The sequence below is a fragment of the Xanthomonas cissicola genome (assembly GCF_008801575.1).
In the GTDB taxonomy this organism is placed as follows: Bacteria; Pseudomonadota; Gammaproteobacteria; order Xanthomonadales; family Xanthomonadaceae; genus Xanthomonas; species Xanthomonas cissicola.
This window is the reverse complement of the sequence record NZ_VZPL01000037.1, coordinates 25,485-46,462: the sequence shown is the minus strand read 5'-3', so window position 1 is coordinate 46,462 and position 20,978 is coordinate 25,485. Positions and strand designations below refer to the sequence as shown.

18 protein-coding genes and 1 pseudogene are annotated in these 20,978 nt (G+C 64.2%); 8 read left to right on the top strand and 11 right to left on the bottom strand.

What is annotated here, in order from left to right; genetic code table 11:
• The 3 genes and pseudogenes from F7R02_RS15560 to F7R02_RS15545 form a co-directional block, all read left to right on the top strand.
• A pseudogene (locus tag F7R02_RS15560) lies at positions 1-122 on the top strand (IS3 family transposase); the annotation flags it as partial.
• 159 nt (positions 123-281) lie between these two features.
• Positions 282-1,421: a pectate lyase family protein gene (locus F7R02_RS15555; protein ID WP_078588919.1), complete on the top strand. Its 1,140-nt coding sequence runs from the start codon at positions 282-284 to the stop codon at positions 1,419-1,421.
• Positions 1,422-2,043: 622 nt separating this feature from the next.
• Positions 2,044-3,714, top strand: coding sequence for a glycoside hydrolase family 28 protein (locus F7R02_RS15545; RefSeq protein WP_078588917.1), 1,671 nt, complete (start codon positions 2,044-2,046; stop codon positions 3,712-3,714).
• A 171-nt stretch (positions 3,715-3,885) separates the two neighbouring features.
• Here the strand turns inward: F7R02_RS15545 and F7R02_RS15540 are convergent, their stop codons facing one another.
• The 6 genes from F7R02_RS15540 to efp all read right to left on the bottom strand — a co-directional run bounded on the left by F7R02_RS15540 (position 3,886) and on the right by efp (position 9,031).
• Positions 3,886-4,575, bottom strand: a complete 690-nt coding sequence (locus F7R02_RS15540) for an isoprenoid biosynthesis enzyme family protein (protein ID WP_003486073.1) — start codon at positions 4,573-4,575, stop codon at positions 3,886-3,888.
• Positions 4,576-4,603: 28 nt separating this feature from the next.
• Positions 4,604-5,305 (bottom strand): phosphoglycolate phosphatase, encoded by a 702-nt coding sequence (locus F7R02_RS15535; protein ID WP_425478513.1) that lies wholly within the window; start codon positions 5,303-5,305, stop codon positions 4,604-4,606.
• 73 nt (positions 5,306-5,378) lie between these two features.
• Positions 5,379-6,098 (bottom strand): bifunctional 2-polyprenyl-6-hydroxyphenol methylase/3-demethylubiquinol 3-O-methyltransferase UbiG, encoded by a 720-nt coding sequence (gene ubiG, locus F7R02_RS15530; RefSeq protein WP_003486071.1) that lies wholly within the window; start codon positions 6,096-6,098, stop codon positions 5,379-5,381.
• 31 nt (positions 6,099-6,129) lie between these two features.
• Positions 6,130-7,467: a TRZ/ATZ family hydrolase gene (locus F7R02_RS15525; protein ID WP_016850388.1), complete on the bottom strand. Its 1,338-nt coding sequence runs from the start codon at positions 7,465-7,467 to the stop codon at positions 6,130-6,132.
• A 17-nt stretch (positions 7,468-7,484) separates the two neighbouring features.
• Complete coding sequence (locus F7R02_RS15520; protein ID WP_078588913.1) at positions 7,485-8,330, bottom strand: PA3715 family protein; 846 nt, start codon at positions 8,328-8,330, stop codon at positions 7,485-7,487.
• A 134-nt stretch (positions 8,331-8,464) separates the two neighbouring features.
• Positions 8,465-9,031 (bottom strand): elongation factor P, encoded by a 567-nt coding sequence (gene efp / locus F7R02_RS15515; protein WP_003486066.1) that lies wholly within the window; start codon positions 9,029-9,031, stop codon positions 8,465-8,467.
• 102 nt (positions 9,032-9,133) lie between these two features.
• On the opposite strand from efp, the gene epmB reads away from it, so the two are divergent.
• Positions 9,134-10,162, top strand: a complete 1,029-nt coding sequence (gene epmB / locus F7R02_RS15510) for an EF-P beta-lysylation protein EpmB (RefSeq protein WP_029829080.1) — start codon at positions 9,134-9,136, stop codon at positions 10,160-10,162.
• 231 nt (positions 10,163-10,393) lie between these two features.
• Here the strand turns inward: epmB and F7R02_RS15505 are convergent, their stop codons facing one another.
• From F7R02_RS15505 to F7R02_RS15495, 3 genes are read right to left on the bottom strand one after another with little or no spacing between them, the layout of a single operon-like run.
• Positions 10,394-12,511, bottom strand: coding sequence for a putative bifunctional diguanylate cyclase/phosphodiesterase (locus tag F7R02_RS15505; RefSeq protein ID WP_005913073.1), 2,118 nt, complete (start codon positions 12,509-12,511; stop codon positions 10,394-10,396).
• A complete protein-coding gene (locus F7R02_RS15500; RefSeq protein WP_039582286.1) occupies positions 12,508-13,437 on the bottom strand; it encodes a phosphate/phosphite/phosphonate ABC transporter substrate-binding protein in 930 nt (309 codons plus the stop codon). The genes F7R02_RS15505 and F7R02_RS15500 overlap by 4 nt, the downstream gene beginning before the upstream one ends.
• Positions 13,438-13,488: 51 nt before the next feature.
• Positions 13,489-14,253, bottom strand: a complete 765-nt coding sequence (locus tag F7R02_RS15495) for an RNA methyltransferase (RefSeq protein WP_033483473.1) — start codon at positions 14,251-14,253, stop codon at positions 13,489-13,491.
• Between the two features lie 117 nt (positions 14,254-14,370).
• On the opposite strand from F7R02_RS15495, the gene F7R02_RS15490 reads away from it, so the two are divergent.
• Positions 14,371-15,204 carry an inositol monophosphatase family protein gene (locus F7R02_RS15490; RefSeq protein ID WP_005913068.1) on the top strand — a complete coding sequence of 278 codons (834 nt, stop codon included), beginning with the start codon at positions 14,371-14,373 and terminating at the stop codon, positions 15,202-15,204.
• Positions 15,205-15,555: 351 nt separating this feature from the next.
• Here the strand turns inward: F7R02_RS15490 and F7R02_RS15485 are convergent, their stop codons facing one another.
• The gene (locus F7R02_RS15485) at positions 15,556-16,167 is read right to left on the bottom strand and encodes a superoxide dismutase (protein WP_003486056.1); all 612 of its coding nucleotides are present in this window, start codon (positions 16,165-16,167) and stop codon (positions 15,556-15,558) included.
• A 252-nt stretch (positions 16,168-16,419) separates the two neighbouring features.
• Here F7R02_RS15485 and F7R02_RS15480 point away from each other — a divergent pair, with 252 nt between their 5' ends.
• Both F7R02_RS15480 and F7R02_RS15475 read left to right on the top strand, forming a co-directional pair.
• The gene (locus tag F7R02_RS15480) at positions 16,420-16,860 is read left to right on the top strand and encodes a guanyl-specific ribonuclease (protein ID WP_005923192.1); all 441 of its coding nucleotides are present in this window, start codon (positions 16,420-16,422) and stop codon (positions 16,858-16,860) included.
• Positions 16,857-17,282: a barstar family protein gene (locus tag F7R02_RS15475; protein ID WP_003486050.1), complete on the top strand. Its 426-nt coding sequence runs from the start codon at positions 16,857-16,859 to the stop codon at positions 17,280-17,282. The genes F7R02_RS15480 and F7R02_RS15475 overlap by 4 nt, the downstream gene beginning before the upstream one ends.
• Before the next feature lie 278 nt (positions 17,283-17,560).
• Here the strand turns inward: F7R02_RS15475 and F7R02_RS15465 are convergent, their stop codons facing one another.
• Entirely contained in the window at positions 17,561-19,450 is a 1,890-nt protein-coding gene (locus F7R02_RS15465; protein ID WP_078588911.1) for an ATP-binding cassette domain-containing protein, read from the bottom strand.
• Positions 19,451-19,558: 108 nt separating this feature from the next.
• On the opposite strand from F7R02_RS15465, the gene dbpA reads away from it, so the two are divergent.
• Entirely contained in the window at positions 19,559-20,935 is a 1,377-nt protein-coding gene (gene dbpA / locus F7R02_RS15460; protein ID WP_078588909.1) for an ATP-dependent RNA helicase DbpA, read from the top strand.
• Positions 20,936-20,978: the final 43 nt, after the last annotated feature.

Here is a 20,978-nt window from a genome sequence, read left to right as displayed (position 1 = left end):
GAGCAAGAGCGGATGTGTTTGACTACATCGAGCGACGCCACAACCCAAGGATGCGGCGAAGGGCGGCCAAGCAGGATCAGAAGGTTGCAGCTCTTTTACAACCGTCCGTGATATCGGGGTAGAACCCAACTCCCACGCAAAGCGCCAGAAATGGCGAAATTCCGAGGATTCAAACGCCACTCTTCGGAACGACGCGACATCCCGCACTCTCAGGCCTCGTTGTTCAGACCTTCCCTAGAGATTCTACATAAATTTTTCTCTTTGCAATAAAGATCCGAATTTTGCATTTACATTTACCTACTATCTCGCTGTTTTTTGCCATTTTTATCACACAGGCTGGTATCGCCAATGCTGATACCGGAGGATTTTCTTCTGCATCTGTATCTGGCGAAACTGCCATTACAGTGACAACACTTGCAGAGCTGCAAACGGCACTCAATGCCAAAAATCACCATATCATCATCCGTGGAAAGATCTACGGCGGCCCCAAATTGACTACCCTGAATTTCTCCAGCACTATTTGGAACAACATAACAATCGAGGGTGCTGCAGGCGGTGGAGCGGCCTTGCAGAATATCCAATTGAAATTTAGCGGCGAGAACTTGCCCGCCGGGATAAACATTCAGAATGTGGTTATCAGAAACATCTCATTCTCTGGCAATATCGGCGACTTGCAAGCCCTGCCTGACCAAGTCAAAGGAACGTCCAACAACACTGGCATCAACTACGTAGGCGTATCATTGCGGCGTATATCCAATGCTTGGATCGACCACTGCGATTTCTATGATATTAGCGATGACCTTTTATCAGTCGGCATGTCATCTAATTACGTCACGCTGTCGTACAATCACTTTTACTTCAGTAACAGCTGGGTCAACATGAATCCGGATCCGGTATGGAACTGGGTCGAAAAAAATTACCATGACCTCGCAAATGAGCGCTTAGCAATCCTTATTGGTCACAACAAGAAAGATTCATATGTATATGGCGGCAATAAGCTGCACGTAACGCTGCACCACAACTGGTTTGGCCCCAATCTTGCCGGGCGCCCCTTACTGCGTGGCTGGGTGCATGCCTATAATAATTACTTTGACAATAGCACATCACCTAACGGTGAGCGAACCGCTGCCGATGGTCGCGGCTATGAAAAGCAGCAGTACAACGCTTTGCAGGTAGGTAGCGGCAGTATTGTTTTTTCCGAATCAAACTATTTCTACAAAACCAACAATAGCAACCAGATTCGACTAGAATCAGACGGTGACATGTACAATTTTTACGAAAAAGAAAACGTTTATGACGCAGTAACGGGCAATTCGGCGATCGGCTCAACCTTCAATAATGCACCAGTCAAATACAGCTACGAGCCTGATGATTCGGCAAGAATCCCCGGAATCGTTCGGTCCTCTGCGGGGCCGCACTAAACACGATTTCTCCAGCATTCACCGCGCACCAGAAAGAGGCGCCTAAAGAATGTTTGAGGGGCCCCATATATTCAAGGCCAGGGAAGGTCTTAACAACTCACCGACCTTTCAATCCTGCTTCTTGTATGTCAATGACTGGCAAAAATGTGAGTAGGGTGCAATTTCTGCAACGCTCTGTCGGTTTTCGCTGCGGCCAGGCAGAGTTACCAGCGGGCCGGCAGCAATTGCCGGCGCACCATCCACAGGTTCGCTAGCTGTGATACAACGTGACCGAAAAACATGTAGGTCGGCCTACATCACGAATGTTTCAAAAATAGCTCGTCCAGCTCTCTTTTCTATGCACGCGATCGATCGACTGCACAGTTCGTCACGGCGGGCATCTGCAGCACGCGGGAGTCCTGCAAAACACTTGTACTACCTTCGGCGCTGCGGTGCTGAATTCGTGCTGGCACCATCGAACTTCTGCAGGGCTCGCCAAGCTTGCATCCCGTTATCGCTGGTCGACACAGCAACGCAGAGACCACGCATGTGGCAGGGCACCGATGTTCGCAGCGCCTCATACAGGTGCATCTCGCTGCGCTCGTTTATCTGGCGCGCCTGTCGCATAACCGGAGAAAGACCTATGCCGTACCATCGCCTTGTTCCCGCCGTCGCGCCACTGCCCCTTGCCCTGCTCGGCCTGTCCACGTTTCACGCCAGCGCGGCGCGACCGCACGGGCAGGATGCACCCGATACCGCGCACAGCATTTCCACCAGCTGGGGGGAGATCCAGCAGCCAGCATTGCCGACCAAGGTATGCGCCACGCTCAAGGCTGCGCTGACCCCGGTGGGTGGTTCAGTGGATATGCTCGACCAGAACCCTGCCCACTCCAAGCGCGATACCGCGCGCCTGCAGGCGGCCATCGACGATTGCCCTGCCGGCAGCGCGGTGCGTCTTGCCCCCGGCGATGCCGGCGAATCCGGCGTGCTCAGTGGGCCGCTGACCATCAAGAGCGGGGTCACGCTATGGATCGACCGCGGCGTCACCTTGTTCGGCTCGCGCAATCCGCAGGACTACGACAACGGCCTGGGCACCTGCGGCACCGCCACCAGCGACAAAGCCAAGTCGTGTCGTCCGCTGATCCATCTCTCCGACACGGCCAACAGCGCCATCGTCGGCGCCGGCAAGATCGACGGCCGTGGCGGCAGCACGCTCACTGCCGGGCCCAATGCCGGCAAGGCCAGCTGGTGGGATCTTGCCTATCTCAACGTCACCAAGGGCTTGAGCCAGCACGTGCCGCGCCTGTTGCAGATCGACGACAGCACCGACGTCACCTTGTACGACATCACCCTGGAGAACTCGCCCAATTTCCATGTCATCAGCGACAACGTGGTGGGCCTGACCGCGTGGGGCATCAAGATTCTGGCGCCCAGCCTGGTCTATTCGCGTCCCGGCTACCGATGCCCGGCAGGCAGCACCCCGGACGTCAATCCGCACGCGACCTGCTTCACGCCGGAGACTGCCAAGAACACCGACGGCTTCGACCCGGGCCAGTCGAAGAATGTGCTGCTGGCTTACTCGTACATCGGCACCGGCGATGACGGTGTGGCGATCAAGGCGCACGCCAACAGCAAGCGCAGTATCGCCTCGGAAAACATGCTGTTCGCCTACAACCAGTTCTACTACACCCATGGCTTTTCGCTGGGCAGCGAAACCGATTCGGGCATGCGCCATATCGCCGTGCGCGGCTTGAGCATTGACGGCTTCAACGCCAACGATGTGCAGCGCGATCCCTACTCGGCCAATGGCCTCCGCATCAAGTCCGACGCCTCCCGCGGCGGCCAGGTCTACGACATCAGCTTCGAGAACATCTGCATGCGCGGGGTTGCGCGGCCACTGGTGTTCGATGCCAACTACGCCAATCCCGCCACCCGCGCCGCGCCGCCGCAGTTCAACGGCATTTCGCTCAGTCACGTGCATTCGCTGGGTTCGACCACCCTGGGTGGCGGCGAACTGAGTTTCTATGGGTATCGCGATGCCGGCACCACCCGGCCAATCACCATCTCGCTGGACAATGTCGTGCTGAAAGGCGGCAAGGTGAGCTTCGCGCAGCCGCATTTCGGCGGGCCCGCGAGCAACCCGGGCGCGACGCACTTCACCTTCAAGGGTGGCCCGGTGAGCTTTTACGATCAGCTGACCGAATCGGTGCCCAACGATGTGCAGCTACAGGGCAAACCCGGCCCGGGCACGCCATTGCAATGCAATGACGCCTTCATTGCCTATCACTCGGTACTGCCGGATTCGCCGATTTGAATCCAACGTGCTGAGCGCTAAGGAAATCACATGCGATGCAACGCTTGCTGCAATCTGCCGGTCGCAGCAAGCCATCGGTCCAAACCCAACAATGCAACGGGTCTGTCCGGCAGCCCGCAGGACACACTAGTGCGCTTGCACGTTGCGGCCATGCGGCCGTATCGCTTGCGCTCAGTCCGCGCCACTGGCAGCACGCCAGCAATGCCAGAGCTGTTGCATCGGCGGTGGGTACGCGGGCTTGCCCGCCAGCTCGCGCTGCAAGCGCAGCCGTGCCAGACGCGACCACACCCGGTGCGGCCGTGCCAAGGCGACTTTGCGCGGCCAGGCCTGCAACAGCTGCGAGCGCCAGGCGGGCGTGGCGATATCGCCCGGCGCTGCGCCGTCGCCGGCCACGCGTTGGCGTGCATCCAGCCATTGCACCGCCACCGCAGTGGCATCGCCAGGCCGCGCCCGTGCGAACAGCACCGCTTCCACCGCAACCACCGCCTCGGCGAACGTGCGCAATGCCCCTAGCGCGTGCTGCAGCGATTGCGGCTGGACGCGTGCGGCCTGCATGGCCGGCAAGGCGTCGGCCAGCTGTGACCACGGCGCACGGACCGGCTCAAGCACGCGCCCCAACGGATGCCGCGAGCGCTGGCTCGACCAGTCACGCAGCTCCTGCTGCCACCACGCCAGCTTGGCATCGGCCGGCAACGGGTCGCCGGCGATATTCATGATGTCTTCCCATTCCTGCAGCAACGCGAACCAGGCAACGGCCAGGCGGCGTTGCGGCTCGGGCACGAACGGTTCGGCAACCGACCATTCCGGCCAGCGGGTTGCCCACTTGTCGAGAAAACTGTCGAGGGCGCTGGATTGGCTCATGGCGGGTCCAGAAAAATACGAAGAAAGATCAGATCTGCGGCCACGTTGCCGGATTCCAAAGCGCCTGCGGCCGCTCGACCAGTACATCGGCCTGCCAGCGCGACGGGTCGTCGTCGTCCAGACGATAGCCCCACAATGCCGCGACCGATGGCATCGCCGCCGCGCGCGCAGCCACGATGTCGCGCTCATCGTCGCCGACATACACGCATTGCGCAGGTGCAACGCCGATGCGTTCTGCGGCGACCACCAGCGGCAACGGATGCGGCTTGCGCTCGGCCAGCGTGTCGCCACCAATCAGCACCGCGCAGCGCTGCTCCCAGCCCACCTGCGGCAGGATCAGGCGCGCCAGATATTCGGGCTTGTTGGTGACGATGCCCCAGACGCAGCCGGCATCCTCCAGCTGCATCAGCATCTGCTCGACACCATCAAACAGCTGCGACTGCGTACCAATCCAGCCCTCGTAGCGCTGCAGGAATTCCGGCACCAGCGCAACGCACGCCACGGCATCGAGCTCGGCAAAGGCCACGCCGAGCATCGCACGCGCACCTTTGGAGACCACCGGACGCAACGAAGCCAACGCAACTGGCGCACGCCCACGCGCATCCAGCATGGCGTTAACCGTCGCGAGCATGTCCGGCGCGCTGTCCAGCAAGGTGCCATCCAGATCGAACAACACCGCACGCGGGAAACCCACAGCATCACCTGTCGTCAATTGCGTATCGCCCGGCACGCCACCGAGATCATCAAGACCCCAACCAACGGCCGTTGCGAATCCCAAATCCCGAATTTCGAACCCCGGCTGCTCACGGTTTCACCGCATACGCCAGGTAATTCACCTCGGTACGCGAAGACAGGCGGGCGCGATTACGCCACGGCTCGTACAGCATGCCGCTGACGTCTTCGAGCTGCAGCCCGGCGTTGCGCAACCATGCCGCAAGCTCGGCCGGCTTGATGAAATCCTTGTAATGATGCGTGCCCTTGGGCAGCAGACGCGCGATGTATTCGGCGCCCACCACCGCCAGCGCGAACGCGGCCGGGGTGCGATTGAGCGTGGACAGGAACAGCTTGCCGCCCGGCTTGAGCAGGCTGGCGCAGGCACGGATGATCGCGGTCGGATCCGGCACGTGTTCGAGCATTTCCATGCAGGTCACCGCATCGAAACTGCCGGCCTGTTCGGCGGCCAGGTCTTCCACCGATTGCACGCGATAGTCGACCTGCACGCCCGATTCCAGGCTGTGCAGACGCGCCACCTTGACCAGTTCCGGCGCCAGATCGATCGCAGTCACCTGCGCGCCCAGGCGCGCCATCGACTCGCTGAGCAAGCCGCCACCGCAGCCGACGTCGAGCACGCGCGCACCGGCAGGTTCCAGCCGCGCGGACACATACTCCAGACGCACAGGATTGAGCGCATGCAGCGGCTTCTGCGGGCCATCGGCATCCCACCAGCGGTTGGCCAGTGCGGCGAATTTATCCAGCTCGCTCTGATGGAAATTGCTGGATTTGGCGTGCGTATTCGAATTCATGCGGGGGGCTCCGTGATGCGGTGACGCGCGCTCAGGCGCGGACGGTGCGGATGCGTTCGCGCCATTGCCGCGCGTTGGCGACCAGGGCGGCGGTATCCATGTCGATGAGCTCGCGCTGCACCAGTTTGGGCTTGCCGGCGATCCACACATCGGTGACCTGATGGCGGCCGGCCGCGTAGATCAACTGCGACAACACATGGTGCAGCGGCTGGGTTTCCAGTGCAGACAGGTCCACGCAGACCAGGTCGGCCTGCTTGCCGACCTCGATCGAACCGATGGTGTCGCCCAAGCCCAAGGCGCGCGCGCCGCCCAGGGTGGCCGCGCGCAAGGTGGTGGCCGCATCCAGCGCGGTCGCATCGTTGGCCACGGCCTTGGCCAGGATCGCGGCGGTCCGGTTCTCGCTGAACATGTCCAGGTCGTTGTTGCTGGCGCAGCCGTCGGTGCCGATGGCCAGATTCACGCCCGCGCGCTGCAGCGCGCATGCCGGGCAAAAACCCGAGGCGAGCTTGAGATTGGATTCGGGGCAATGCACCACGCTGACGCCGCGCTCGGCGCACAGATGGATTTCCGCATCGGTGAGCTGGGTCATGTGCACCGCGATCAGGCGGTCGTTGACCAGGCCCAGGCGATCCAGCCGCGCCAGCGGGCGCTGGCCGTACTGCTTGATCGAATCGGCCACTTCCTGCGCGGTTTCGTGCGTATGCAGATGCACGGGGATGTCGAGCTGGTCGGCCAGCATGCGCACGCGTTCGAAGTTGGCATCGTTGACGGTGTACGGCGCATGCGGGGCGAACGCGGTACTGATCAACGGATCGTCGCGCCATTGGTCGTGCAACTCGCCGGCACGCGCGAAGTATTCGTCGTCCGACGATGCCCATGCAGTCGGGAAATCGATGATCACCGCGCCCACCAGCGCGCGGAAACCGTGCTGCTTGTAGACGGCCGCCTGCACATCGGCGAAGAAGTAGTTTTCGTTGACGCAGGTCGTACCGCCGCGCAGCATTTCGGCAATTGCCAGCGTGGTGCCATCAGCTACGAATTCCGGCCCGATCACCGCCGCTTCCACCGGCCAGATGTGCTGCTGCAACCACACCATCAGCGGCAGGTCGTCGGCGACGCCGCGCAGCAGCGTCATCGGATTATGCGTATGCGCATTGACCAGGCCGGGCATCAACGCAGCATCGGGCCGCGACACGGTTTGCTTGGGCGCAAAACGCGCGCGCGCGTCGGCAATCGGCAGCACGGCAACGATGACGCCGTGACTGACGGCCACCGCGTGGTCTTCCAGCACCACCGCATGCGGTTCGATCGGCACGACATAGCCGGCCTCGATCAGCAGGTCGCAGGGTTCGGGCGGGGCATTGGTCATGAGTGGATCCATTGAAGTTAGTTGCCGAACGGCCAGGAGTCGTCGGAGCGTGACACAGGCACATACCGCGTGCCGTCGTAGCGCAGCAGCTGGCGCTGGCGGTGCGTGCGCTCGATATCCTCTGCATCCTCGACCGTGGTCGAAGTCACCAGGTTGGCAGTGAGTGCGATGCCGGCATGGCCCGCATGGACCGGCGCGTCCATCGACAGGGTGAGCGTGCCGCGCTCGGTCACCACACCCGTCGCGCCCCAGTTGCATGGTTCGCCTTGCACCCGCCGCCACACGGTCAGATCCCGCTGCAGCACCGGGCGCAACCGGCGCTGTTCGCGCACCAGCAAGGTCAATGCGTCGTTGCTGTCGAAATCCGGGCAACTGGGCCCGCGCGCAACGCTGTGCACTACCACGCCAACCGCGCGCACGCCCGGCGCCAGGTCATAGCGTGCGGTGTCCAGGCTCAGACTGTCGGCAGCAAGTTCGAAGCCGGCATCCTCGCCCATGTCCTGCGAGTACAACGCGACGACCTGGGCAGTGCGGGCATCGAGCATGGCAACCCGCAACTCAAGGTTGCGTTCGCCTGCCTCGGTGGTGGCATCGCCGGCGAACGCAATGGCCGCCAGCCGTATCGATGGGTCGTACGGCCACGGCTTGCAGGTCTGTGCCACCGCATGTTCGACCGGCACCGCCCCTGCCGCGCCGGACGCCGCACCAGCTGCAACCGCCGCCACGCTCTGCGCGTCGCAAGCGGTGGCGGTTTGCGCAAGCACCGGGCAGGCGGCCAGCATGCCGCTCAGCCCGGCCAGCAACGCAAAGCGAACGCCCGTCAGGTGGGTACGGACGGCGCACCGGACCTGCGGCGTACGCATGCTAGGCGCCGATTCCGAACACCGGCCGCCCGAGCCTGGGGACTGGGCAGTCGGTTTGTCAGCTGCTCCTAACGCCATCAGGACACTGGCACTGCGTACCGCTCGAGCGGACCGGCGTCCCAGGCGCATCTGGATTACTTGACGCGCGCCGAGTATTCGCCGGAACGGGTGTCGACCTTGATGATTTCGTCCTGGTTGACGAACAGCGGCACGCGCACCACCGCGCCGGTTTCCAGCGTGGCCGGCTTGCCGCCGCCGCCGGAGGTATCGCCGCGCACGCCCGGGTCGGTCTCGGTGATCTTGAGTTCGACGAAGTTCGGCGGCTGCACCCAAATCGGCGTGCCGTTCCACAAGGTCACGATGCAGTCTTCCTCGCCCTTCAGCCACTTGTCGGCGCCGCCCATGCCGGCCTTGTCGGTCTGCACCTGCTCGAAGGTGTCCGGGTCCATGAAGTGCCAGTACTCGCCATCGCTGTAGAGGTAGCGCATGTCGGTATCGACCACGTCGGCCACTTCGACATCGTCGGTCGCCTTCATGGTCATTTCGACCACGCGCCCGGACTTGATGAAGCGGTACTTCATGCGGGTGAAGGCCTGGCCCTTGCCCGGCTTGACGTATTCGGTCTCGGTGATGACCGCCGGCTCGTTGTTGACCAGGATCTTCATGCCGTTCTTGACGTCGTTCATGCCAACAGTGGCCATGGTGCAGCTCCTCGATAAGACCACGACCCGCCACGCGGTGGCAGGTCGGATTAGAATGGGGCGCCCGCCGCAACCGGCGGGCATTTGGTTTTGTGACCGCACATGATAACCGCAGCCCCCCTCGCCTTACAGCCATCCCCGCTCCCCGCCCTGCCGCCTTCGCGCTGGCAACAGCAATGGCGCGACGCCGTGCGCGATCCGCGCGTGCTGCTGCAGCTGCTGGGCCTGGATGCGCAGGCGGCGGCGATCAGCGATGCCGCCGCCGCGCAGTTTCCGCTGCGGGTGCCGCGCGCGTTCGTGGCGCGGATGCGCCATGGCGACCTGCATGACCCGTTGCTGCGCCAGGTGCTGCCGCTGGATGCGGAAATGCAGCCGGCTCCCGGCTTCGGCCTGGATGCGGTCGGCGATGCCGCCGCCAGGACCGCTGCCGGGGTGATCCAGAAATACCGCGGCCGCGCCCTGCTGATCGCCACCGGCAGCTGCGCGGTGCACTGCCGCTACTGCTTCCGCCGCCACTTTCCGTATGCCGAGGAGACCGCTGCGCGCGATGGCTGGCGCGACGCCGTTGCCGCGATCGCCGCCGACCCAAGCATCGAGGAAGTGCTGCTGTCCGGCGGCGACCCGCTCTCGCTGGCCACACCCAAGCTGGCCGAACTCACCGACGCCCTGGCCGCTGTTCCGCACCTCAAACGCCTGCGCATCCACAGCCGCTTGCCGATCGTGCTGCCGGAGCGCGTGGATGCGCCACTGCAGGCCTGGCTGCGCAGCCTGCCGTGGCCGGTGGCGTTCGTCCTGCATGCCAACCATGCCAACGAATTCGACTCCGCGGTAGACGCCGCCGCGCAGGGGCTGCGCGAGACCGGCGCACAATTGCTCAACCAGGCCGTGCTGTTGCGTGGCGTCAACGACAGCGTGGATGCGCTGGCGGCGTTGAGCGAGCGCAGCTTCGCCGCCGGCGTACTGCCCTACTACCTGCATCAGCTCGACCGGGTCGCCGGCGTGGCGCATTTCGAAGTGGACGATGCGCGCGCGCGCGCGCTGCATGCCGAGCTGGCCGCGCGCCTTTCGGGGTATTTGGTGCCGCGATTGGTGCGCGAAATTCCGGGCGATACCGGCAAGCGGCCGTTGTAACCGCCCTTACCTCAGACCAATACAAAGTAGGAGCGCACCCGCGCGCGATGAAACTTTATCGGTAACGCCCAACCGCGCCCAGGTGCGCTCCTACGCTGTTATCGGGCACTGCGCGAAGTCCCCGGCGATGACCGCTGCAACGACCCAGACACGCGCTTCGTAGGAGCGCACCCGGGCGCGATGAAGCTTTACCAGGAAAGCCCGTTGCGCTCAGGCGCGCTCCGACGGCACTCACCCTGCAGCGATCAGCTTGACCATGTCGGCCGGGCTCAACGGCCTGCTGAACCAATAGCCCTGCCCCAGGTCGCAACCGCGCTCGCGCAATAGATTGAACTGCGCTTCCTGCTCGATGCCTTCGGCAACCACGGTGATTCCCAGCGAGTGCGCCATGTTGATGATCGCGGTGGTCAGCGCCAGATCGTCCGGGTCGCGCTGCAGGTCGGCAATGAAACTCTTGTCGATCTTGACCCCGTCCACCGGCACCTGACGCAAATGGCTCAAGCCGGAGAAGCCGGTACCGAAATCGTCCAGCCACACCTTCACGCCGGTGCGATGGAGTTGATCGAGCAGGCTGGCAGCCATCATCTCGTCGCCGATCACGGCGGTCTCGGTCAGCTCCAGATGCAGGCGAGCGGCAGGCAGCCCCGACTCGGCCAGGCACCCGGCCACGGTGTCGATCAGCGCACCGCTGCGCAGTTGCCGCGGCGAAACGTTGACCGACACGAACAGGCCCTCGCCCACCACTGGCCACTGCGCCGCCTCCAGGCAGGCCGCGCGCAGTACCTTGGGGCCGATCACCTCGATCAGGCCGCTCTGCTCGGCAATATCGATAAAGGTGGACGGCGCAATCGTTCCCAGCGCCGGATGCTGCCAGCGCAGCAGCACCTCCACCCCCACCAGCACCCGGTCGCTGGTGCGGTAGATCGGCTGGTAGACCAGACGCAGCTCGTCGCGTTCCCAGGCCCCGCGCAATTCGTGCTCCATGTGCACGCGGCGCTCCACCGCGTGATCGGCGGCGCGGCTATAGAAGCGATGGCAGTTCTTGCCGGCCACCTTGGCCTGGTACATGGCGATGTCGCCATTCTTCAGCAGCGCGGTGGCATCGCGCGCGTCATCGGGGAACAGCGTGATACCGATCGAGGTCCCCAGGAACACTTCGCGGCCCTGCACGTTCAACGGCCGGCTCAGTTCGTGCACCAGCCGGTCGGCCAGTTGCGCCGCCAGCAGGCTGACATCGCCGCTTTGCAGCAGGATCACGAACTCATCCCCGCCGAAGCGCGCCAGAATCGCATCGTCGCCGCCCAGCGCGGCAACTGCGCGGCTGATGCGGCTGGCGAACTGCAGCAAGGCTTCGTCGCCGGCCTCATGGCCAAGCGTGTCGTTGACGCGTTTGAAGTCGTCGATATCGGCGAACAGCAAGGCCAGCTTGCTGTCGGTGCTGCGCGCGGTGTGGAGCAGATGATCCAGACCCTCGCGAAAGCCTAGCCGGTTGGTCAGCCCGGTCAACGCGTCGGTGTAGGCCATATGCCGCACTTCGCGGTCGTGCCGGGCGATGCTTTCGCTCATGCGCCCGAACGCGGAAATCAGCTCGCCGATCTCGTCGTTGCGCGGATGCGGCGGCAGTTGCACCGCGTAGTCGCCCCGTTCGATCTGCTTTGCCGCCGCCGCCAGCAACCGAATCGGCGCCACCAGCGTGCGCTGCACGTAGATGGCCAGCAACACGCCCAGCCCGACCAGCGCGGCCAGCAGGACCAGCAACCAGCCCAGATCGCGCTTGCCGATGGCGTTGAGGTTCTGCACCAGGGTGAGATTGGCGCCGGATTCGATCTTGCGCACCCGCTCGCGCGACATGCCCACGCGCACCCCACCGATGCGCTGGTCGCCGATCTTGATCGGCACCGTCACATCCAGCACCTCCGGCGAGGACTGCAACACCATCGCCTGCGCCGCCAGCGCCTTGGCGGCGAGCGGATCGGTCATGGCCTGCCCGTAACGCTGCAGGGACGGCGTGCCGTCATGCACCAGCCGGCCATGGCGGTCGAACACCAGTACGTAGCTCACCACCTGCTGGCGCGAGGCATTGCGCACCAGCGCCCCCACCGCGCCCAGATCCGAGTAATACAAGGGGTTGGCCAATCCGGAAGCCAGTTCGGTCGCCAGCGTTTCGCCGCGCGTGCGCAGGCTACGATCGAACAGCTCGTGCAGGATTTGCGCACTCAAGCCGCGCACTTCGCGCTGCATCGCGCTTTGTCGCTGCAGCAGCGAAGCCAGAATCGCACCGACCAGCAGCAGCGTCAGCGCCATCACCAAGAGAAAGCGTGCCTGCAAGCCGAAGCGCACCTGAGTCATTCCACGTGATCCCTGACGCGTTGCACGCCCGCGCTCAACTCCTGCAGACGTCGGCGGCTAGTGGGATCCAGCGGACGGAACCCGGTGGTATCGAAAAAGCGCTTCAGCGCCGGGCCCGCCTTGGGGTCGGAGGCAGCCTGCAGCAACACCACCCGCAGACGCTGCTCCACGGCCGGGTCCATTCCTGCGCGCACCATTTCCACCGCGCGCGGCACTGGCGCAGTGCGGTGCACGATGCGGAAGTCGCGCTTGAACACCGGTGGCATGTGGCGTTCGTCGTCCCAATCGACGTTGCTGAGCGCGCCCACGTCGATCAGGTGTTTGTGCACGAACGCGGCCACGTTCAATTTCGACCCCACCATCAGATAGCCGGCCGATCCGCGCGCCGGGGTGTCGTCGGCCGACAGCAGCACATCGCACGCGATGCCGTTGCGCAGCAGTTCGAGCATCGGTAGCAGGTAGCCGCTGGTGGACGAGGCGTTCTGCAATGCCAGGGTGTGGCCGCGCAACTGCGACAGCGAATGGATCGGGCTGTCGCGGCGCACGAAGAACAGCGTGTGGAAGTCGCGCAGCCCGCCACGCTCGGTCATGAGCAAGGGGTGCGCGCTGCCGCGCTGTTCCAGCAGCATCGCCGCACCGGTCGTCTCGCTGACCCAATCGACCCGCCCACGCCGCAGATAGCTGGACATCTGGCGCGCATCGGGCGCCATCAGGATTTCGCCGCGGCGGATCCCGACCTCGCGCATGCGCGGCACCACGTAATCCAGCAGGGGCTTGAGCTGCTCGTAATGGCTGGCGGGATCATCGCTGATCCGTCCAAGCACCAGGACCGAGGAAGGCGCTGCCGCAGCCGTCACGGCCAAGCCCGCCCCGGCAATCAGCCAGCAGGCAATCAGACACCATCGTAGACCGCGCAAAACGGACACTCCCCTAGAGCCGCGGACAGCCTAGCCGAATCTTCGAAGATGTGACAGACGTCAGTTTCCGGCCTGCCTGGCAAGCATGGCCATGCGCTGCGCATCGGACAGGATGCCGCGAATCAGTCGCACCTCCTGCTCGGTCATCTCCGCGCGCAGCAACAACCGGCGCAACTTGCGCATCGCCGACTCCGGCGCACGGCCCTTGTGGAAGTCGATCTCGTCCAGCGTGTCGCCCAGCTGGCCAAACATCCCTTCCAGCTGTGCGTGGCTGGCCGGTCCGTCGCGCAAGCCGGAAGCCGCTGCCGGAGCGGGTTCGGCCTCGCCTACCGCCAGTTGCGCCAGTCGTACTTCATACGCCAGCACCTGCACGGCCGCAGCCAGATTCAGCGAACTGAACTGCGGATCGGAGGGGATATGGACCGCGGCGTGGCACAGCTGCAGCTCATCGTTGGTCAGACCGGTGCGCTCGCGGCCGAACACGAAGGCCACCTCGGCCGGCTCGCCCGCCTTGGCGAGCGCACGCTGCGCGCCCTTATCCGGCAATAGTTCTTCCAACGCGACCCGGCGCGCGCGCGCAGTGCAGCCAATCACCAGCGTGCAGTCGGCCACCGCTTCGCCCAGCGTCGCGAAGATCGGCGCCTGGCTCAGCACGTCTTCGGCGCCGGCCGAGCGCCGGTAGGCATCTTCATCGAGCGCGCGCTCGGGTGCCACCAGCACCAGGCGCGAGACCCCCATGGTCTTCATCGCACGCGCCGCAGCACCGATGTTGCCTGGATGCTGGGTCCCCACAAGAACAAATCGGATGCGCTGGCTGACGGACATGAACGGAGATTGGGAAGCTGTTCGGCCGTAGATGGTAAACTGCGCGGCCGGCTTTCGCGCCGGACCGCTCTTTTACCTTCGCCATTGTCCGATTCTGCCTTCACGGGAGCTTTAACCATGCAGAAACCCGCCGTCACCGTCATGGTCAAAGCCGCCCGCCTCGCTGGCAATGTGCTGTTGCGCGGTATCAACAAGCTCGATGCGCTCAATGTGGTGCAGAAAGGCCGCATGGACTACGCCAGCGAAGTCGATGCCGATGCCGAGAAGGTCATCATCAAGGAACTCAAGCGCGGCTACCCCGAATACGCCGTGTTCGGCGAAGAAGGCGGCGTGCAGGGCGGCAAGAGTGGCCGCTACACCTGGGTCATCGATCCGCTGGACGGCACCAGCAATTATTTGCGCGGTTTCCCGCATTACTGCGTGTCCATCGCACTGGTGGAAAACGGCGAACCGACCGATGCGGTGATCTTCGACCCGTTGCGCAACGAGTTGTTCACCGCCAGCCGCGGCGCCGGCGCGGTGCTCAACGATCGCCGCATCCGCATTGCAGAGCGCAAGGATCTGGAAGGGGCCATGGTCCACACCGGCTTTCCGCCGCGCGAACGCGCGCGCGCCAGTGCACAGCTCAAGTGCGTGGATGCGCTGCTGGTGCAGGCCGAAGACGTGCGACGCACCGGCTCGGCGGCGCTGGACCTGGCGTATGTCGCCTGCGGCCGCGCCGATGCCTATTTCGAAGCGGGGGTCAAAGCCTGGGACATCGCCGCTGGTGTGTTGCTGGTGCGCGAGGCCGGTGGCCGCGTCTGCGACTACAAGGGCGCCACCCCGCCGCGCATGGACAACATGGGCCCTGAGACGCAGCAGATCGTGGCCGGCAACATCAAGATCAGCGATGCATTGCAAAAGGTCATCGTCAACACCGGCTACGCCCGCGAGTTCGACGCCAAGTTCTGATCGCCCCCACCCCGGGTTCTAATCGACGCCTGCACAACGTAGGAGCGCGCCCGAGCGCGAGGAGCGTTCCTTGCAAAGCCTCTCGCGACCGGGATCGCTCCCACACGGCGCAATAAACGCACAAGGCCGGGATCGCTCCCGGCCTTGTGCTTTCAATTCGATACCAGGCCAATCCGCGCCGCAAATGTAGGAGCGCGCCAGAGCGCGAGGAGCGTTCCCTGCAAGACCCCTCGCGACCGGGGTCGCTCCTACATACGGCGCAGTAACGCACAAGGCCGGGATCGCTCCCGGCCTTGTGCGTTGGGTGCCGCTGTGACAGCACTAAGCAGCGCCTAGCGCCGATGCAGCACCTCAGGCGATCGCTGCGTGGTAGCGGCGCTCGACTTCTTCCCAATTGACGGCGTTGTAGAACGCGCCAATGTATTCCGGGCGACGGTTCTGGTACTTCAGGTAGTACGCATGTTCCCACACGTCCAGACCCAGGATCGGAGTGTTGCCTTCGAACAGCGGGCTGTCCTGGTTGGCGGTACTTTCCACCACCAGCTTTTTGTCTGGGGTCACGCTCAACCACGCCCAACCGGAGCCGAAGCGGCTGACGGCGGCCTTGGTGAAGGCTTCCTTGAACTTCTCGAAGCCGCCGAGATCCTTGTCGATCGCCTTGGCGACCTCGCCCTTGGGCTCGCCGCCACCGTTGGGCGACAGCACGGTCCAGAACAGGGAGTGGTTGGCGTGGCCGCCGCCGTTGTTGCGCACCGGGCCCTGCAGGTTTTCCGGCAGGCTCTTCAGCTTGGAGACCAGTTCTTCGATCGGCAGATCGGCGTACTCGGTCCCTTCCAGCGCCGCATTGACGTTGTTGATATAGGTCTGGTGATGCTTGGTGTGATGGATTTCCATCGTCTGCGCATCGATGTTCGGTTCCAGCGCGTCGTAGGCGTAGGGCAACTGCGGAAGGGTGTAAGCCATGCGTATCTCCTGGACTTGCCGCCCGGCGAAGACCGGGCGTTGCGGGGTAGATGGTAAGGACGGCGGCAGCGCTTACCAAGGGTGGTGGCAGGGAAACTTCATCCCATCGCATGCCGCACGACGTTCGTCGCACACCTTGCACCATGTCCCGGTTACTTGGGCGTGAACCGTCCCGGTGCCGGCCACGTTCAAAGTCGACACAGTCGCGCACCGGCATACTTGCTCTGCCGTACCCACCGTCGGACCGTCTTCATGCGCAAGCCCGCTTTGCTCATTGTCGCCATCGCGCTGCTCGTTGCCGGCCTGTGGGGCATGCGCGCGATGCAGGCGCCCAAGCCGCAGTTCGCGCCGCAACTCAATGCACCGATCGCTGCGTCCGCACCGACGCGCGAGGTGCCGCGTCTGCCCGCCTTTCTGCCGACCGAGGCAATGGCCACCATCGTGCTGATCCAGCGCGGCGGCCCGTTTCCACATCCGCAGGATGGCGGCGTGTTCGGCAACCGCGAGCATCGCCTGCCCGAGCGCCCGCGCGGCTATTATCGCGAATACACTGTCGATACCCCCGGCAGCCCGGATCGCGGCGCGCGGCGCATCGTCACCGGCGGCACCCCGCCCGAGGCGTGGTATTACAGCGACGATCATTACCAGAGCTTCAAAGCCTTCGATGGCCCGACCCCGGACCAGGCACCATGAGCGCTGGCGACTTCGCGCTGGATCTGTCCGATCCGCAGCAATCGGGTGTGTATCAGGCCGAGACCGACGATCTGGACACCATGGCCGCGCTCGCGCGCGATGCCGGCTTACGCATCTTGCGCGTGGATCTGACCACCTGCAGCGACAAACGCATGCTACTGATGCGCCTGGCCACGCAACTGGATTTCCCGGCCAGCTTCGGCCGCAACTGGGACGCGCTCAGCGATGCCCTGCGCGACCTGGCGTGGCTGCCTTCGCCAGATGGCTATGCACTGCTCATCGACGGCGCCCAGGCGCTGGCCAGCACGGCACCCAACGACCGCGACACCTTGCTGGACATCCTCGATGAAGTCGCCAACGCCTGGGCATCACGCGGGTTGACCTTTGCGGCGTTCGTTGCGCCCGCAAGCGCCTGCGACTGAGAGCAGCCAGCAGAACGCCTGCGCAGCCGGCCCGAGCGGACACGCCTGGCACCGGCGCCACGCCCATTGCAGAAGCCCTGGCTTCATGCATGCCGCCGCAGACCTGATGCGCGCTTGCGATGTTTGGTAGGTACCGTGCGGCGCTGGCGGTCAGCGATGGTATTTCTGGCGAACACGGATCGCTGCATACCCGCATCCATCTGCGCCTGGGCGCGATCGCACACCACCATCGCCCTGCCCAGCGCCAGAGCGCCACGCGTTAGCGTGCCGGCCAAAGATCAACTATCCAGCTCGCTCCAGCGCGCGTACGCCGCATCCAGTTGCTTTTGCGCATCGCCCAATGCTGTGGTGTGGGCCGCCATCGCTGCACTGTCGCGCTGATAGAAGGCCGGCTCGTTCATTGCCTCAGTGAGCGTGGCGACTTGCTGCTCCAGCGTCTCGATCAGGGCTGGGAGCTGCTCCAGCTCGCGTGCATCCTTGTAGCTGAGCTTGCGCTTGGCAGCAGCGTCCGCCGGCACTGCAGCCACGGGCGCGGTCGCCACCGCGGTAGCCGACGCCTTGGCCACCGCCATCGCATTGCCCATCGGCGTACGGCGCTGGCGCAGCGAATCGCTGTAACCGCCGATGTAATCGCCAATCAGGCCGTCGCCCTCCATCACCAGCGTGGAGGTCACCACGTTGTCGAGGAAGTCGCGGTCATGGCTGACCAGCAGCAAGGTGCCGGTGTATTCGCCCAGCAATTCCTCCAGCAGCTCCAACGTTTCCACGTCCAGGTCGTTGGTCGGTTCGTCCATCACCAGCAGGTTGGACGGCTGCGCGAACAGACGTGCCAGCAACAGGCGATTGCGCTCGCCGCCGGACAGGCGCGTGATCGGCGCGCGGGCGCGCTCGGGCGTGAACAGGAAATCCTGCAGATAGGCATGCACGTGCTTGCGCTTTCCGTTGATTTCCAGGAAATCGCGGCCCTCGGCCACGTTTTCGATCGCGCTCCAGTCTTCGCGCAGGGTGGAACGGTATTGGTCGAAATACGCAATCTGCAGATTGGTGCCGATGCGGATTTCGCCCTGCTGCGGCTGCAGATCGCCCAGCAACAGCTTGAGCAAGGTGGTCTTGCCGCTGCCATTGGGGCCAATCAGGCCGATGCGGTCGCCACGCTGGATGATGGTGGAAAAATCCTTGACCATCGTGCGCGCACCGAACGCGAAGCCAACCTCCTTGGCCTCGATCACCTTCTTGCCGGACGCCTCGCCTTGCGAGACCTCCATGCGCACATTGCCGGTGAGCTCGCGGCGCTGCACACGCTCGTTGCGCATCGATTCCAGACGCCGCACGCGGCCCTCGTCGCGGGTGCGCCGGGCCTTGATGCCCTGACGGATCCAGATCTCTTCCTGTGCCAGCAACTTGTCGAAGCGCGCATTCTCCTGCGCCTGAGCATTGAGCCGTTCCTCGCGGCGTCGCTCGTAGTTGGCCCAGTCGCCTGGCCAGCTGGTGACCTGGCCGCGATCGATTTCAACGATGCGGGTGGCCAACGCGCGCAGGAAGCGCCGGTCGTGGGTAACGAACAGCACGCTGCCGCTCCAGCCCTTCAAGAAGGTTTCCAGCCAGTCGATGGCTTCGATATCCAGATGGTTGGTCGGTTCGTCCAGCAGCAGCACATCCGGCGAGGACACCAGCGAACGCGCCAACAACACGCGGCGCTTCATGCCACCGGACAGCCGCGCGAACTCCGCATCGCCATCCAGTTCCAGCTTGGTCAGCGTCTCGGCGACGCGTTGATCCAGCGCCCACCCGTCGGCCGCATCGATCTTGGCCTGCACCTTGCCGAACGCATCGGCGTCGAACACATCGGCATGGCTGAGCTGATGGAATTCGGCCAGCCAATGGCCCAACTCGCCCAGACCATCGGCCACCACGTCGAACACGCTGCCGCCGGTCCCCTGCGGCACCTCCTGCTCCAGCCGCGCGATACGCACACCCTGTTGCACGCGCACTTCGCCATCGTCGGGCTTGAGCTCGCCGGCGATCAATTTCATCAAGGTCGATTTGCCGGCGCCATTGCGGCCGATCAAGGCGATACGCTCGCCCGGCTCGATTGCGAGGTCGGTTTTTTCCAGCAACAAGGGGCCGCCGACGCTGTAGTCGACGCTTTGCAGAGTGATTAAAGGCATGGGCCAATTGTACGGGAATCGGGAATGGTGAATCGGGAATGGAAACGCCCTTGCCGCTGCGATTCCCGATTCCCGATTCCCCACTCCCGATTCCCGCTAAAATGCGCCATGAACGAATTCTCCGCGCTGCCGCTGTCGCCGGCCCTGGCCCCCGGCATCGACGCCCTTGGCTACACCGTTTTGACTCCCATCCAGGCGCAGAGCCTGCCGCCGATCCTGCAGGGGCTCGATGTCATCGCGCAGGCGCCGACCGGCAGCGGCAAGACCGCCGCGTTCGGACTGGGCCTGCTGCAAAAGCTAGACCCCGCGCTCACCCGCGCACAGGCGCTGGTGCTCTGCCCCACCCGCGAATTGGCCGACCAGGTCGGCAAGCAGCTGCGCAAGCTCGCCACCGGTATCCCCAACATGAAGCTGGTGGTGCTCACCGGCGGCATGCCGCTCGGGCCGCAGCTGGCCTCGCTGGAAGCGCACGACCCGCAAGTGGTGGTCGGTACGCCCGGGCGCATCCAGGAGCTGGCCCGCAAACGCGCCCTGCACCTGGGCGGCGTGCGCACGCTGGTGCTGGACGAGGCCGACCTCATGCTCGACATGGGCTTCGAAGAACCCATCCGCGAGATCGCCAGCCGTTGCGACAAACATCGTCAGAGCCTGCTGTTTTCGGCCACGTTTCCGGACAGCATCCGCACGCTCGCACGCGAGCTGTTGAAAGAGCCCGTCGAGATCACCGTGGAAGGCGCCGATAGCGCACCGGAGATCGATCAGCAGTTCTTCGAGGTCGACCCGACCTATCGGCAAAAGGCCGTCGCCGGCCTGCTGCTGCGCTTCAATCCCGAATCCAGCGTGGTGTTCTGCAATACCCGCAAGGAAGTGGACGAGGTGGCGGGTTCGCTGCAGGAATTCGGCTTCTCTGCACTTGCCTTGCATGGCGACATGGAACAGCGCGACCGTGACGAAGTGCTGGTGCGCTTCGTCAACCGCAGCTGCAACGTCCTGGTGGCCAGCGACGTGGCCGCACGCGGGCTGGACGTGGAAGACCTTTCCGCCGTGGTCAACTACGAGCTGCCCACCGATACCGAAACCTATCGCCACCGCATTGGCCGTACCGCACGCGCCGGCAAGCACGGGCTGGCGCTGAGCCTGGTTGCCCCGCGCGAAACCGCCCGCGCGCAGGCATTGGAAACCGAACAAGGCCAGCCGTTGAAATGGTCGCGTGCACCGCTGGCCACTGCGCGTCCGGCGCAACTGCCGCAGGCGGCAATGACCACCTTGCGCATCGACGGCGGCAAGACCGACAAGCTGCGCGCCGGCGACATCCTGGGCGCCCTGACCGGCGAAGCCGGGCTCTCGGGCGCGGCAATCGGCAAGATCGCCATCTACCCTACCCGCTCCTACGTGGCCATTGCCCGCGCGCAGGTCGCCAAGGCGTTGGCACACTTGCACGCAGGCAAGATCAAGGGACGCCGGTTTCGGGTCAGCAAGCTCTGAACGCAGCGCGGCCGGCGTCGTGCCGGCCGCCGATGTTCAGCAG

Excerpts from the sequence above, each read along its gene's own strand:
- F7R02_RS15525 (WP_016850388.1), bottom strand. The coding sequence starts at position 7,467 with ATGACCAATGCCCCGCCCGAACCCTGCGACCTGCTGATCGAGGCCGGC.
- efp (WP_003486066.1), bottom strand. The coding sequence starts at position 9,031 with ATGGCCACTGTTGGCATGAACGACGTCAAGAACGGCATGAAGATCCTG.
- epmB (WP_029829080.1), top strand. The coding sequence starts at position 9,134 with ATGATAACCGCAGCCCCCCTCGCCTTACAGCCATCCCCGCTCCCCGCC.
- F7R02_RS15505 (WP_005913073.1), bottom strand. The coding sequence starts at position 12,511 with ATGACTCAGGTGCGCTTCGGCTTGCAGGCACGCTTTCTCTTGGTGATG.
- dbpA (WP_078588909.1), top strand. The coding sequence starts at position 19,559 with ATGAACGAATTCTCCGCGCTGCCGCTGTCGCCGGCCCTGGCCCCCGGC.
- F7R02_RS15480 (WP_005923192.1), top strand. The coding sequence starts at position 16,420 with ATGCGCAAGCCCGCTTTGCTCATTGTCGCCATCGCGCTGCTCGTTGCC.
- F7R02_RS15520 (WP_078588913.1), bottom strand. The coding sequence starts at position 8,330 with ATGCGTACGCCGCAGGTCCGGTGCGCCGTCCGTACCCACCTGACGGGC.
- F7R02_RS15490 (WP_005913068.1), top strand. The coding sequence starts at position 14,371 with ATGCAGAAACCCGCCGTCACCGTCATGGTCAAAGCCGCCCGCCTCGCT.
- ubiG (WP_003486071.1), bottom strand. The coding sequence starts at position 6,098 with ATGAATTCGAATACGCACGCCAAATCCAGCAATTTCCATCAGAGCGAG.
- F7R02_RS15485 (WP_003486056.1), bottom strand. The coding sequence starts at position 16,167 with ATGGCTTACACCCTTCCGCAGTTGCCCTACGCCTACGACGCGCTGGAA.
- F7R02_RS15475 (WP_003486050.1), top strand. The coding sequence starts at position 16,857 with ATGAGCGCTGGCGACTTCGCGCTGGATCTGTCCGATCCGCAGCAATCG.
- F7R02_RS15465 (WP_078588911.1), bottom strand. The coding sequence starts at position 19,450 with ATGCCTTTAATCACTCTGCAAAGCGTCGACTACAGCGTCGGCGGCCCC.
- F7R02_RS15540 (WP_003486073.1), bottom strand. The coding sequence starts at position 4,575 with ATGAGCCAATCCAGCGCCCTCGACAGTTTTCTCGACAAGTGGGCAACC.
- F7R02_RS15545 (WP_078588917.1), top strand. The coding sequence starts at position 2,044 with ATGCCGTACCATCGCCTTGTTCCCGCCGTCGCGCCACTGCCCCTTGCC.
- F7R02_RS15495 (WP_033483473.1), bottom strand. The coding sequence starts at position 14,253 with ATGTCCGTCAGCCAGCGCATCCGATTTGTTCTTGTGGGGACCCAGCAT.